At 65.6% G+C, this 12,726-nt stretch carries 17 protein-coding genes; 5 read left to right on the top strand and 12 right to left on the bottom strand.

Annotated elements, in window-relative coordinates:
- Nucleotides 1–66: 66 nt before the first annotated feature.
- Complete coding sequence (locus tag GIW81_RS16510) at nucleotides 67–729, bottom strand: carbonic anhydrase (protein ID WP_195930608.1); 663 nt, start codon at nucleotides 727–729, stop codon at nucleotides 67–69.
- 237 nt (nucleotides 730–966) lie between these two features.
- Between GIW81_RS16510 and GIW81_RS16505 the strand changes: the two genes are divergently transcribed.
- The gene (locus GIW81_RS16505) at nucleotides 967–1,686 is read left to right on the top strand and encodes a hypothetical protein (protein WP_154740423.1); all 720 of its coding nucleotides are present in this window, start codon (nucleotides 967–969) and stop codon (nucleotides 1,684–1,686) included.
- Nucleotides 1,687–2,189: 503 nt separating this feature from the next.
- A complete protein-coding gene (locus GIW81_RS16500; protein ID WP_154740422.1) occupies nucleotides 2,190–2,498 on the top strand; it encodes a hypothetical protein in 309 nt (102 codons plus the stop codon).
- 186 nt (nucleotides 2,499–2,684) lie between these two features.
- Here GIW81_RS16500 and GIW81_RS16495 read toward each other — a convergent pair whose 3' ends face one another.
- From GIW81_RS16495 to GIW81_RS16470, 6 genes are all read right to left on the bottom strand, one after another.
- A complete protein-coding gene (locus GIW81_RS16495) occupies nucleotides 2,685–2,969 on the bottom strand; it encodes a hypothetical protein (RefSeq protein ID WP_154740421.1) in 285 nt (94 codons plus the stop codon).
- Between the two features lie 191 nt (nucleotides 2,970–3,160).
- Entirely contained in the window at nucleotides 3,161–3,463 is a 303-nt protein-coding gene (locus GIW81_RS16490) for an HU family DNA-binding protein (RefSeq protein WP_154740420.1), read from the bottom strand.
- A 169-nt stretch (nucleotides 3,464–3,632) separates the two neighbouring features.
- Nucleotides 3,633–4,109 (bottom strand): YbgC/FadM family acyl-CoA thioesterase, encoded by a 477-nt coding sequence (locus GIW81_RS16485; RefSeq protein WP_154740419.1) that lies wholly within the window; start codon nucleotides 4,107–4,109, stop codon nucleotides 3,633–3,635.
- Between the two features lie 46 nt (nucleotides 4,110–4,155).
- Nucleotides 4,156–5,058 (bottom strand): metallophosphoesterase, encoded by a 903-nt coding sequence (locus GIW81_RS16480; RefSeq protein ID WP_324615077.1) that lies wholly within the window; start codon nucleotides 5,056–5,058, stop codon nucleotides 4,156–4,158.
- Nucleotides 5,059–5,176: 118 nt separating this feature from the next.
- Nucleotides 5,177–6,256: a Holliday junction branch migration DNA helicase RuvB gene (gene ruvB, locus GIW81_RS16475; RefSeq protein ID WP_154740417.1), complete on the bottom strand. Its 1,080-nt coding sequence runs from the start codon at nucleotides 6,254–6,256 to the stop codon at nucleotides 5,177–5,179.
- Nucleotides 6,257–6,304: 48 nt separating this feature from the next.
- Nucleotides 6,305–6,919 carry a TMEM175 family protein gene (locus GIW81_RS16470; RefSeq protein WP_154740416.1) on the bottom strand — a complete coding sequence of 205 codons (615 nt, stop codon included), beginning with the start codon at nucleotides 6,917–6,919 and terminating at the stop codon, nucleotides 6,305–6,307.
- 173 nt (nucleotides 6,920–7,092) lie between these two features.
- Here GIW81_RS16470 and GIW81_RS16465 point away from each other — a divergent pair, with 173 nt between their 5' ends.
- Together GIW81_RS16465 and GIW81_RS16460 are read left to right on the top strand one after the other, a co-directional pair.
- Entirely contained in the window at nucleotides 7,093–7,485 is a 393-nt protein-coding gene (locus tag GIW81_RS16465; protein ID WP_154740415.1) for a hypothetical protein, read from the top strand.
- A 102-nt stretch (nucleotides 7,486–7,587) separates the two neighbouring features.
- Nucleotides 7,588–8,844: a S41 family peptidase gene (locus GIW81_RS16460; protein ID WP_154740414.1), complete on the top strand. Its 1,257-nt coding sequence runs from the start codon at nucleotides 7,588–7,590 to the stop codon at nucleotides 8,842–8,844.
- Here GIW81_RS16460 and GIW81_RS16455 read toward each other — a convergent pair.
- From GIW81_RS16455 to ruvC, 5 genes are all read right to left on the bottom strand, one after another.
- Nucleotides 8,841–9,179: a hypothetical protein gene (locus GIW81_RS16455; protein ID WP_154740413.1), complete on the bottom strand. Its 339-nt coding sequence runs from the start codon at nucleotides 9,177–9,179 to the stop codon at nucleotides 8,841–8,843. The genes GIW81_RS16460 and GIW81_RS16455 overlap by 4 nt on opposite strands.
- 140 nt (nucleotides 9,180–9,319) lie before the next feature.
- A complete protein-coding gene (locus tag GIW81_RS16450; RefSeq protein ID WP_195930607.1) occupies nucleotides 9,320–9,799 on the bottom strand; it encodes a DUF992 domain-containing protein in 480 nt (159 codons plus the stop codon).
- Between the two features lie 73 nt (nucleotides 9,800–9,872).
- Entirely contained in the window at nucleotides 9,873–10,283 is a 411-nt protein-coding gene (locus GIW81_RS16445) for a hypothetical protein (RefSeq protein WP_154740411.1), read from the bottom strand.
- A gap of 27 nt (nucleotides 10,284–10,310) precedes the next feature.
- Nucleotides 10,311–10,922 carry a Holliday junction branch migration protein RuvA gene (gene ruvA / locus GIW81_RS16440; RefSeq protein WP_154740410.1) on the bottom strand — a complete coding sequence of 204 codons (612 nt, stop codon included), beginning with the start codon at nucleotides 10,920–10,922 and terminating at the stop codon, nucleotides 10,311–10,313.
- A 39-nt stretch (nucleotides 10,923–10,961) separates the two neighbouring features.
- Nucleotides 10,962–11,477 carry a crossover junction endodeoxyribonuclease RuvC gene (gene ruvC / locus GIW81_RS16435; RefSeq protein ID WP_154740409.1) on the bottom strand — a complete coding sequence of 172 codons (516 nt, stop codon included), beginning with the start codon at nucleotides 11,475–11,477 and terminating at the stop codon, nucleotides 10,962–10,964.
- 271 nt (nucleotides 11,478–11,748) lie between these two features.
- On the opposite strand from ruvC, the gene GIW81_RS16430 reads away from it, so the two are divergent.
- Nucleotides 11,749–12,726, top strand: coding sequence for an alpha/beta fold hydrolase (locus GIW81_RS16430; protein ID WP_324615076.1), 978 nt, complete (start codon nucleotides 11,749–11,751; stop codon nucleotides 12,724–12,726).

Below are 12,726 nucleotides of genomic sequence, written 5' to 3'. Positions count from 1 at the left end.
GGCCCGTGGCCGCATCTTACCGCATCGCGCAAGCTCCGGCTGAGGGGCCGTTCCCGCCGGGGTTCGCTAGGCGCCGGCCAGCTCCAGGAGCCCGCGCCACTCCCCGGATTGCGGGTCGTAAGCCGACAGCGTCCCCTGCTCCATGTCGTAGATCCAGCCGTGCACGTTGAGGCGCCCGGCGGCGACGCCCTCGCGCACGATCGGGTACGTCATCAGGTTGTCGATCTGGAACTGAACGTGCGCCTTGATGGTGGCCGTGAGGCGCTCCTCCTCCGGCACGCGCGCCGCATCAATCAACTGGTGGGCCGGCTTGGTGAACTCCACCCAGCGGCCCAGATGCGCCTCGCTGTCGGGCGGTATGGGCTCCAGCAAGGCGGCGATGCCGCCGCAGCCGGTGTGGCCGCAGACCACAATGTCGTCGATCCCCAGGTGCCCGACGCCGTATTCGATGGCCGCGCCGACCGAATCGTCGTCGGCGTGCGCCGGGGGCACGACGTTGGCGATGTTGCGGATCTCGAAGAGCTCACCCGGATCGGAGCCGGTAATGGTCGCCGGTACGACACGGCTATCGGCGCAGCCGATCCAGAGGAGGCGCGGCTTCTGCGTCTTGGTGGCAAGGCTTTGGTAGAACGACCGGTCTTGCTCGAACTGCTGGCGGAACCGCTGGTGCCCCTCCACCGCATCCTTGATGTCCAAATCGACGCCCCGGGCGTCCTTCTCGTTGGTCACGTTCCTTCCCCCCACCCTCAAACTGGCCTTCGCGCATCATGGTTAGCGGGCGAGGGGTTGTCGATGCCACGTGCCAAAGCGCGCATCCACGGGCTTCCTCATCATTTGTTCGCTGCCTTGCCCATAAACTCGCGACCATCCGACGGGGCGCCGCACGAGGGCGTCCTAATTCGGGCTAAATCAGCCACTTAATTCCCGGCTGCCGAGGGGAGCCGGGGGGCCGAGCGAGCCTGGTCAATGGTCAAGTTGCGTATCCTGCGTCTGCTGCCGGCGGCTGCTCTCAGCCTTGCTGCCGTCGTGCCCCCGACTGTCTCGGTGCATGCCGAAGAGCTGGTCGGGCGCTCGGTGACGCTTGCCGGCCGCAAGATGAATTGCGGTAAGACCGACATCATGATCGACCGCAGCCTGCCGAGCGAAGGCGGGGCGGGCGAGACCGTGCTCATCCTCAACCCCAACATGCTCAACCAGCAGCCGCCGACCGTGCGCCTCTTCGTGTTCACCCACGAATGCGGGCACATCACCGTCGGCGACAGCGAGCTCGATGCCGACTGCTTTGCCGTCAATCGCGGCGTCAAGGACGGCTGGCTCGACCGCAAAGGCCTGGCCGAGGTCTGCGACAGCTTCGAGGGCGCGCCGGAAACGGACACGCACCCGTCCGCCAAGCGCCGTTGCGTCAACCTCGACCGCTGTTTCGCCAAGGCCGAGGCCGACATGACCCCGATCGCGCCGAAGCCGGTCCCGGCCAGGCTGCCGGCGAAGCTGCCGCCGGTCGAGACCGCCGGGGCGCCGGAGCTGCCGGTGGCAAAGAGCGCCGCCACCGGCCAGCCGAACCCGGGCCAGCCGAAGGTGCTCTCGGCCTGGCGCTGCACCGATCCGCTGCCCATCACCACGGGCTCGGTCGACCCCATCGGGCAGGTCATCAAGAAGGACGCCGAGCACACCGAGCGCTGCCGCTAGGCGCCGTGTAACGGCAATTCGCCCCGCAAAGACTTCCCTCCGCCACACAGGCTAATGGCCGGTTGACCGCCGACAGAAATCGGCGCGACCAATTCTTGTTTTGCATTTACCCGCGCGCCGTCATTGCGTTTCTAATCGTTATCACTATCGCCATTCGGTTTATTATCTTTTGCCCCGAAATGAATAGTTGCAGCGGCGAGGCGCCTTTTAACCCACAAACAAACGATTATTGTCTGTTTCCCTTGTCGTTTTGATACGCCCTAGCGCCCCTTTGATGCCGTTCATTAACCATAACTGGAAATGCATTCTGTTTGTTTTTCGGGCTAACCGATTTTTACAAAGGGTGCGTGTTATCCATTTCGCGTGCCGTTTGGCTTATTCGGTTTATTGCCGAAAGCTAAACACTGAAAATCCACCGTGGGTGAATTTGGGAGTTTTCTAATATGCGTGGGCTTCTCGGAGTTCTGGTTGCCGCAGGCGTGATGGCCGGTACGAGCATGGCTATGACGACTTCTGCGGAAGCGCACTTGTTTGACCGTGGCGGCTGCTGCACCGTCGCCAAGAAGGTCTACTATCGCCAGCCGGTTGAAAAGCTGGTTCCCCGCGTCTCGTACGAGCGCGTCCGCAGCTACCGCACCGTTTGGGTGAAGAAGCTGTACCGCGATCGTTGCGGCTGCCGTAAGTTCTATCGCTCCGTCGCCGTCCAGCAGCCGACCGTGTCGGTTGTGAAGAAGGTGACGTATGAGCGCGTTCGCGCTTACCGCACCGTTTCGGCCATCAAGCACTATCGCAAGCGCTGCTGCTGCCGCTAATCGGCAAAGCAGATCTTTGCTGACAAGCGGAGGACGCGGCATTAGCCGCGTCCTCCCTTGCATTTACAGAAGCGCTTGAATTCCGCCCGCGATTGCGCGGGCTTTCCCGTTTTCATCCCACGAACGAAAACACCCCGGGTCGTCGCGACCCGGGGTGCAATTGTTTCAAGGCTTAGCGCGCGGGCGTTACTTGCCGCGCTCGTGATCGCGCTGCCAGTAGACGAACAGCACCGTCACCAGCGCCGTCAGCACCATGGTGGCCAGGATGTCGGTGCGGTTGATGAAGGTCACCCACACGTCCCAGCCCTGCAGCAGGTGGCCGCGCGGGACCAGCAGGCCATTGCCCACCAGAATGGCCAGCGCCACGCCGGCGGTCAGTGCAACCGCGGCGGCGATCTGCAGGCTGCGCTTCAGCGGCCGCGGCACAGTCATCTTCTTGCCGGGGACCACGAGGATGGTCTTTTCAGACATGTCGCCTCCGTCGTCTGCGAATTTCATCGAAGGTAGCCGATTCGCAGGTTAAGGCGCGCTGATGGCAACAGTTTGGTCGCAATGCGCGGCCGGCGGCACGGCGCGGCCGACCCCACACGCAACTGCGCGCCGATGCGGGATGCACCGGCGCGCAGCGAAACCTTCGCGAGAGGAACCGCCCAAGCTTACGCTCAGATCGATTCCTTCAGCTCCTTGGCGGCGCGGAAGGCGACCTTCTTCGACGCCTTGATCTTGATCGCCTCGCCGGTCGCCGGGTTGCGGCCCATGCGCGCCGGACGCTTGCGGACCTGCAGTACGCCGAGACCGCCGATGCGGATCTTGTCGCCCTTCTTCAGGTGCTTGGTGATCATCGTCACCAGGTCCTCGAGCACCGCGGCGGCCTGCTTCTTCGGGATGTCGTGCGCTTCCGAGAGAGAAGCCCCGAGCTGGCGGAGCGTGACAGTATTGATCTTCGGAGCGGGTTTTTCAGCCATCGGTTGTTTCCTTGAGAGAATCGTTCAGCCGGAGGGATATTACACAGGATGCACGCACAATGTGCCGTCGGCCGAGCGCGAATATGCGGGATAAGGGCCAAAATCAAGCGTTTTTTGCACATCCGTGCACAACAGCCGACCCGTTCGGGGGGCGGTGCCGGCCCGATCGCTAGGCGCCGAAGGCCTCGCGCAGGGCGCTCGAGATGCGCAGCGGCTTACCCGATACCGAGATCAGAACGACCGTTACCTCGGCTTCGACCAACGTGGTTTCCCCGCGCTTAACCGTCTGCAGGAGCGTGAGGCTCGCCGCGCCGATGGCCTTCACGCAGGTCACGACCTCGAGTAGCTCGTCGATGCGCGATGGCTTCAGGAAGTCGAAGGTCATGCGGCGCACGACGAACGCGGCGGGCTCGCTGCCACCCGAACCGTCGATCAGCCGCCGATGGTCGCCGCCCAGCAGGCGGAGGAAATCGGATCGCCCGCGCTCGCACCAGCGCACGTAGCTGGCGTGATAGACGAGACCGGAGAAGTCCGTGTCCTCGAAATAGACGCGCACCGGCAGCACATGGCTGCGCGTGCCGTCGATGTCGATCAGCCGGCCGGCGAGGTCGGGCCAGTCGTTTTCTGCGGAAGGCGTGCTGGTCATAGCGTGAAGAAAACCGATCGCGGCGGCTTTGTCACGCGTGGCGTCGTCACGCGCCGAGCTCGATCATCACGACCTCGGGGGGCGAGCCGAAACGCACCGGAATGCCACTACAGCCGAGGCCTCCGGAGACGATGAGATTGCGTTCCCGCTCGACGATGTGGCCGTAGACGTAACGCGCGCCGTACCTCGACGGCACGATCGGCGCATAGCCCAACAGGCGGACCTGGCCACCGTGCGTGTGGCCCGCGACGGTGAGCGAGACACGTGCCGGCACCTTGGGAAAGATGTCGGGCTCATGCACCATCAGCACGATCGGCGCGTCGTCGGTGACGGGCGCGAGCGTCGCGGCGAGATCGTCGACACCCACGTACGATTTCGAGCCGCGCCGGTGCTTGTAGAACGCCCATTGATCGCCGAGACCGGCGAGCCAGAACGGCTGGCCATCCTTGCTCAGCTTGACGCATGCGTTTTCGTACACGCGGATGCCGGCGCGCTCGAGCGCGAGGCCGGCGCGCGTCGGACCGCAACCGCGATCCTGCGCCTCTTGATCCTCCCACCAGTCATGATTGCCGAGCACGGCATGCACGCCGAGCGGCGCCTTGAGGCCGCCGAGGGCGCCGGACCATTCGGCGTGCGTGACCGGCTCGGAATAGCGGGAGATGCGCACGCCGGCGACATAGTCGCCGAGCAGCAGCACGCAGTCGGGGCTCAGCGAATTGACGTGCGCGACGATGCCCTCGATGCGCTCGACGTCCATCCACGGCTTGCAGGCGTGCAGATCGGCGATGACGGCGAGCTTCAGGGAAAGTCCAGCTGGCCACCCGGGCGGCGACAGGCGATACGGCGTGACCGACGTGCCGAACGGCTCGGCCAGCGCGTAGCCGCCGAAACCGACGCCGCCTACGGCAGCCGCCCCTATGCCCTGGAACAATTGTCTGCGGGTGATCACTTGCGCTGCCGAAAATGCCCTGCGGAGGAATGTCGTTGCAGCCATTTGGACGCAAAAGGTGTGCCAGAAGTTGACGCTGGCTGCGGCATAGAAGCCGGGCCACCGCGGGCGCCGCCGATCATCCAGTCCCGGACTGACCCTCGCCGTCGCCGCCATTGTCCTCATCCAGCACGTCGAACAGGGCGGCTTGAGGGCTGGACGACCGCAGCGGCCCCGACATGCCCAGATGCTTGTAGGCCTTCAGCGTCGTGATACGCCCGCGCGGCGTGCGGCTGATGAAGCCCTGCTGCAAGAGGTACGGCTCGACGATCTCCTCGAGCGCGTCGCGCGGCTCGGACAGCGCCGCGGCAAGGGTTTCGATGCCGACCGGACCGCCGTCGTGCGTCTTGGCGATGCAGGCGAGGTAGCGGCGGTCGAGCAAGTCCAGGCCCTCGGCATCGACCTCCAAGGCGGTGAGCGCCTTGTCGGCGAGCGTCTTATCGATGATGGGGATGCCGGCCACGGCCCCGAAATCGCGCACGCGGCGCAGGAGCCGGCCGGCGATGCGCGGCGTACCGCGCGCGCGCCGGGCGATCTCATGCGCACCGTCGGCACCGATGGCGGCGCCGAGCACGCGGGCGCCGCGTGTCACCACGCGCTCCAGCTCCTCGACGGTGTAGAAGTTGAGGCGGATGGGGATGCCGAAGCGGTCACGCAGCGGCGTGGTCAATAGTCCCAATCGGGTCGTGGCGCCGACCAGCGTGAACTTCGCCAAATCGATGCGCACCGAGCGCGCCGCCGGCCCTTCGCCGATGATGAGGTCGAGCTGGAAGTCTTCCAGTGCCGGGTAGAGGATCTCCTCCACCGCGGGGCTCAAGCGATGGATCTCGTCGATGAAAAGAACGTCGCGGTCTTCGAGGTTCGTCAGCAGCGCCGCGAGATCGCCAGCCTTGGCGATGACCGGGCCTGAGGTGGCGCGAAAGCCGACGCCCAGCTCCTTGGCCATGATCTGCGCCAGCGTCGTCTTGCCGAGGCCGGGCGGCCCAGCGAACAGGACGTGGTCCAACGCCTCGCCGCGATCGCGGGCGGCCTGGATGAACACCCGGAGGTTGGCGCGCGCCTGCTCCTGGCCGATGAACTCGCCGAGCGCCTGCGGGCGCAGCGACGCCTCCGTGGAATCGGTATCGCGCTTGGCACCGGTGACGAGCCGCTCGGTCATGGTTTGTTCCTGATCTGCTTTGGCGGCGCCGTCAAGGCGAACCGTGCATCAGAGGCGGGACAGCCGGTCGCCGATGGGGCCTGCCGCGGCCGCCAGGAGCCATGTCCATTGGCCGGCCGAGGAGCCAGCCCAGTAGGCGACACCGATCGAGGCCGCGAACACGCCGGCAACGATCAGTGGCGTGATCAGCCCCGCGCGTCGCTGTTGCGCCGGGACGTCCGGCGACATGAGCCCGGGCGTGTGGCTGGCATACCACCACATGGCGGCGGTCATCGTGCAGTTCGCCATAAGCACGGCCGCGTAGACCATCGTCGGCAATGGGGTCGCGTGATCGCTCAGCACGCTGGTGACGAAGGGGATCAGCGCCACCGACATGAGGAAAAAAAGGTTGAGCCACAGCATGACCCCATCGACGCGCGGGATCGAGTGAAACTGGTTGTGGTGGACCATCCATAGGACGCCGATGACGACGAAGCTCAGCGCGTAGCACCACAGTGCGTGCGAGAGGTTCGGAACGGCGTTGTAGAGCTCGTCGTCGCGAATGCCCTCGGGGAGCTTCAGGTCCAGCACCAGGAGGGTGATGGCCACCGCCATGACCGCGTCGGTGAAGGCGACGAGACGTTCCGACCCGTAAGTCTCGTGGGTTTGCTTCGCGAGGCTCATAAGCTGCTGGTGAGCTGCTTCGCGGCGGGCGTCAAGGCGCCGGATCACTTGATGTTGCGCCGCCGCAATGTTGCGCGCCAAAACCTAGCCTCTTCACAGGCTTACACGTTGGGGCTAGCGTCCAGCGAGCGGGTCGCGCGGGGCCCGGGGGAAACACCATCGAGAGTAACAGTATGCATCGCCTCGCCACGCTCGCGTTCCTCGTCGCCGCCGGTACGCTCGCCGCCAAAGCCGGAGAGGTCTGCCTCACCTGCGATGCGCCCTCGGCCTCGTATCGCTGTGTCGTCGAGCAGCCGTCGGAAAAGTACAAGCTAGGCGGCGACGTCGAGCAGGAGATTTGCACGAAGGTTCTGGCCAAGCAGGGGCAGCATCAGAAGTGCCAAGTCACCCCGGTACCCGATGGCGGCCAGTGTGCGGGTACGGCAAAGACGGTCACTCTCGCCGACTTCCAGCGCGTGGCGGGCAACGCCGGCGAGTCGACCTACCAGGAAGGCGCTTTCGAAGTCGCGCGGCGCAACGTGCACGACACGTGGCTGTGCGTCTCCTCCATGTTCAAAGATTGCTGATTTGTAAGGCGGCACAGCCGTCTGCACCGCGCTATCCTCCTCGCATCGTCCAATTCGGTTCCTACATTTGCACGCAGCTAGTGTCCTGCACGAGGAGGAGATATGCGCGCGCTCGCTTTGGTTCGGTCCGGAGGTCTGGCCGTTGCGGTGGCCGGCGCCCAGGTGCTGCCGATGCTCGTCGGCGAGGCGCGCGCCTACGAGCGCAAGCCCGATGCCTCGACCGCGGGCTACGAGGAAGTGTGGCGCCTCGTCCGTGACAAGTTCTACGATCCGAAATTGAAGGGCCTCGACTGGGACGCGACCGGAGCCAAGCACCGCGCCGCCTACGCCGCGGCCGATACCGATGCGGAGCGCTCCGCCGCGATCAACGCCCTGCTCGCGGAGCTCGATTCCTCGCACACGCATCACTACACGAAGGACGAGACCGGCTATTACGAGCTGGTCGACATCTTCTCCTATCCGCTGCGCCGGGACATCCCGAAGCACTTCGACGGCGGCAAGGTGCGCTACGCCGGCATCGGCATGTTCACCAAGGTGCTCGACGGGAAGACGTTCGTCTCTGCCGTATTTCCTGACCGGCCCGCGGCGCGCGCCGGATTGCTGGCCGGCGACGAGATCGTCTCCGCCGACGGCAAGCCGTTCGCGCCCGTGGGCTCGTTCCGCGGCAAGAACGGCGAAAAGGTGAAGCTGTCGGTACGCCGCGACGCCGGCGGCGAAGTGAAGGCCGTCGCCGTCGAGCCGGAATGGATCGAACCCGGCGAGACCTTCGAGGGGGCGCTGCGCAACAGCGCCCGCATCATCGAGGCGAACGGCAAGCGCATCGGCTACATCCGGGTGTGGTCGTACGCCGGCAACGAGTACCAGCAGCAGCTCGAGGACGTGTTGAGCGACGGCAAGCTCAAGGATGCCGACGCGCTCATATGGGACCTGCGCGACGGCTGGGGCGGCGCGCATCCGCGCTATTTGAGCGTGTTCAATACCTACGGCCCGACGCTGGCGCTCACGGGGCGCAACGGCACCACCAATCTCGTCGGCTATAGGTGGGGCAAGCCCGTCGCCATGCTCGTCAACGGCGGGACGCGCTCCGGCAAGGAAGTACTGGCCTACGGCTTCAAGAAGAACGGGTTCGGCAAGGTGATCGGTGAACGAACGGCCGGCGCGCTCCTCGCCGGCACGGCGTTCCTGCTTTCCGACGGCAGCCTGTTGATCCTTGCCGTGGAGGATGCGGCCGTCGACGGCGAGCGCATCGAAGGCAAGGGTGTTCCGCCGTCCATCGAGGTGCCGTTCGACATCCGCTATGCGGCCGGCAAGGACCCGCAGCTCGACAGGGCGATAGCTGTCCTTGCCGACGGCGCCTAGTTACACTGCAGCGTGACTTCCGATGTGAGGTCGGGTCCGCTCACTTCCTTGGTCGCGCCGGTGCAGATGAAGTTCACGAAGAAGCTCTTGCACTCATATTGTTGAAGCGTTGCAAGCGGGTAGCTGTCGGTCAGGCGAACTTTGCATGACGTCTTGTTCGTGCACGCCTTATCGACGTCGTGCCAGAACTGCGGACCAAAATCATCGGGCGTCTGTCCACATCCTTCAATCCCGGCCTCGACGACCTCGGTGATCGGCGCAGCGATACTCGGTGCAGGAGAGGCGGCAAGACCAGCGGCCAGAATGGCAGCGCAGAAAAGTATTCTCTTCGACATATGACCTCTCGCAATACAGAAAATATCCGTGGCTACCGCGCTTAGCCACTCTCGATGAGCGCGGGCAATAACATCTTATCGGTAGTCAGACCTAGCCTGCGCGTCAACGCGACTTGCACTTCACCCAAGGCGCCTGACCGCTAGGTCGGTGTCGACTTGAGGCGCAGCTGGATCACGGTGACGCTGTCGGTGGCGTTGCGCTCTTTGCTTTCGTCGGCAATCGGCTGTAGCGCGTAAGCCTTGTCGGTCTCGCCGACGAGCTGCTTGGGCGGCTTGCCGTCAGCCGACAACCCATCGCCGGCCGCGTCGCCGACGTAGGTCTGCTCGAGCACCGCCGGCTTCAGCTTGCGATCAGACGGTCCCATCACCGCCCAGATGAGCACCTGCGTGCCGTTGAGCTCGGTCTGGGACCCGACCTTCTTGATCTCGCCGACGTAAACCTCCTCAGGGCCGCCCTTGGGCTTGAAGGCGCAGTGGATGGCGCGCGTCTGGCTGTCGGGGTTGGTGTCCTTCTCTCCGTGGTCCGCCAGCGTGCAGGTGAGCACGCCGACATCGGTCTGCATGGCGGCCAAAGCTGGCAGCGCCAGCAGGCCGAGCGTGGCTGCTATGGCCCAGCGCATGGAAGCCTCCATTTGAATTTCGCGAGTGAGAAACGCTCAGCAGCGAGATTTGGTTGCTGGCCGGGGGGGAGCCTCAGTCGACGATGATGTCGGCCTGAATGAGGACTTGGCGCACGGCGACAGAAACGAGCCCGGCCAGGAATGCAAGATAGGGCCGGGCGTCGTGCAGGTCGAGTGGTAGCAGCATCGCCGCGCCGGCAAAGGCGATTACGGCGACGGCCGCGGCCACCATCCAGGTCAATCCGCCCGTGCGCCAGACGACCCCCCCGAGGATGAGCCCGGTGATCACCGCCGGCACCGCCGACCAGACAAACGCCGCGAGCGCGGCCTCGCCGAACCCCGTCACCTCGACGGGCAGCAGGCCGGACAGCCCGAAGACGCCCGCGAGCGCGATGACGATCAGCAGCGCCAGCGCCGCAAAGAACGGACCCGCCAGCGCATAAATGAGGAACGTCCACAGGGCGCGTTGGCCGTTTGCAACCATCAGTCCTCTCGGCGGTTCTTGGGGCGCCTACCGCGCCAGTTCCTTCAAGCCACGGCGGATGAGCTTAGCGGTATCGGCGCCGTCGCCCAGCTCCTTTATTGCCACGGCAATGGCGGCGGAGGCCTGCGCCGGCTGGTACCCGAGGTTCGACAGGGCCGACATGGCTTCCGCGGTAGCATTGCCTTGCGGTGGCCCGCCGCTCGCGGAGGCGCCCGGCAACTGCAGCCCGGCGGCGGTCAAAGCCGGCGCCTTGTCCTTCAGCTCCGCTACGATGCGCTGCGCCAATTTCTTGCCGATCCCCGGCGCCTGCTCGACGCTCGCCCAATCTCCGAGTGCGATGGCGTTGGCGAGATCCTGCGGGGACAGCGTGCCGAGCAGCGCCAGCGCCACCTTCGAGCCGACGCCCTGCACGTTCTGCAAGGTGCGGAACCAGGCACGCTCCACCTCGCTCGCGAAGCCGAAGAGGCGGATGGCGTCCTCGCGCACGTGCGTGTCGATGGTGAGCGAAACCTCATCGCCCTGCTTCAGGTTGCGCAGCGTGCGCGACGAAGCCTGCACCTCGTAGCCGACGCCGTTGACGTCGACGATGAGGAAGCTCTCGCCGATGGCGTCGACCTTGCCTCTGAGCTTGCCGATCATAGAATTCCCCGCAGTGATGGACCGCTTATGCGCGGTTGACTACAGCCGGCTCATGACTGCCAGCCGGGCCCGCGCCTGGCGATGATTGGCATGGCAGATGGCGATCGCAAGCGCGTCGGCCTCGTCAGCGCTCTGCACCCGCGCCTTCGGTAGCAGGAAGCCGATCATCGCCTCGATCTGCCGCTTCTCGGCGTGGCCCGCGCCGGTCACCGACTTCTTGATCAGGTTCGGCGGGTACTCGGCGACGAGGAGCCCGCGCATTGCCGGCGCCAGCAGCGCCATGCCGCGTGCCTGCCCGAGCTTCAGGGTGGAGCGCGCGTTATCGTTGACGAAGGTCTCCTCCACCGCCGCTTCCTGCGGCATGAAGCTGGCGATGACGCCGGCGATGCCCTCGAACAGCTCGCGCAAGCGATAGGCGAGGTCCTCGTCCGACGCCGAGGTGATGATGCCGCTCGCCACGTAGCTCAAGCGCACACCGTCGCTGTCGACGACGCCCCAGCCGGTGCGGCGCAGTCCCGGATCGATGCCGATGATGCGTGTAACGGCGGCCCCCATGGGGGCACCCATATCACGAACGTGATTCGATGCCGTGCCCGCCTGGCACCGGACACGGATTTTCCTCTGTCTTCAGAGAATTGCCGCGCTTTCTGGGACTCCCTGCCGCAGGCAACCATGACCGGCGGGAGGCGTTGATCGACTGCATCTGCGGGCGTAATTTCACGGGACGTTTATGGTTTTAAATTATTCGTCGCTGATTGCAGTCGGCGCGGCTCACCGGGCGGGTTGTCCGGAAATTTCCAGCCGCGCACAGCAGAGCGCGTACGCCGTGACTAGAGAACGACACGAGAAGCGTCACTTGGCGCTGCGCTGCCCGCATCCGCGCGCAGCGACGATTCTTGACCAGCTGCCGCCGGCGCTGGCGGGGGACGTCGCCTTCCGCATCTTCTGCACGCCCGAGCTGTCGCAGCATCGCAGCCACGACCATGAGGAACTCACCGCCCGCGCCCGGTTCCACCTGCGGCATGCGCGGTGGGAGCGCATCCCGACGCCCGCCGGCACCGTGCAGACCTACGTCTTCGAGCCCGACGGCAAGCCACGCGGCACGGTCATGATCGTGCACGGCTGGACGAGCGAAGCCTCCTTCATGACCGCCTTCATGGAGCCGTTGCGCCGCTCCGGCATGCGCGTCGTCGCCTTCGACTTCCCCGCGCACGGCTCGAGCGAAGGACGCCGCACCAACCTCGCCGACTGCGCGCGCGCCATGCTGACGCTGTGTGACCATTACGGCCCGATCGATGCCGTCGTCGCCCACTCGTTCGGCGGCTTCGTGTCGCTGCTGGTCGCCGAGGGCGGCCCGCCGCTCAACCACGCGCATCCGATCGGCCGCTTCGTGCTCATCGCCTGTCCCAACCGTCTGTCCGAGGTGACGCGCAACTTCGGCCGGGCGCTGAAGCTCGGGCCGGCAGCGCAGCGCGCCTACGAGACGCACCTGGAGCGTGTCGGTCACCGGCCGGTGGCAACGTTCTCCGCCGCCGAGCTGCTCAGCGGCACGGATGCGCCGGTGCTCATCATCCACGGGCGCGACGACGACGAAGTGACGTTCCGCAATGCCGAGGACATTGCCGCGGCGCGGCCGTCGGCGCGGCTCATGGCCTTCGACGGTCTCGGCCATCGCAACGTGCTGTTCGCGCCGCCCGTGTTCCGCGCCGTGATGCACGAGCTGGCACCGAAGCGCGATGGCGCACACCCCCGTCGGCCTCCGGCGGCGCATAACCGTGCGCACGACCTGCGCCACTCGGCCTAG

Origin of the sequence: Hyphomicrobium album (genome assembly GCF_009708035.1) — a bacterium.
In the GTDB taxonomy this organism is placed as follows: Bacteria; Pseudomonadota; Alphaproteobacteria; order Rhizobiales; family Hyphomicrobiaceae; genus Hyphomicrobium_A; species Hyphomicrobium_A album.
This window is presented reverse-complemented; position numbering and strand designations above follow the sequence as displayed.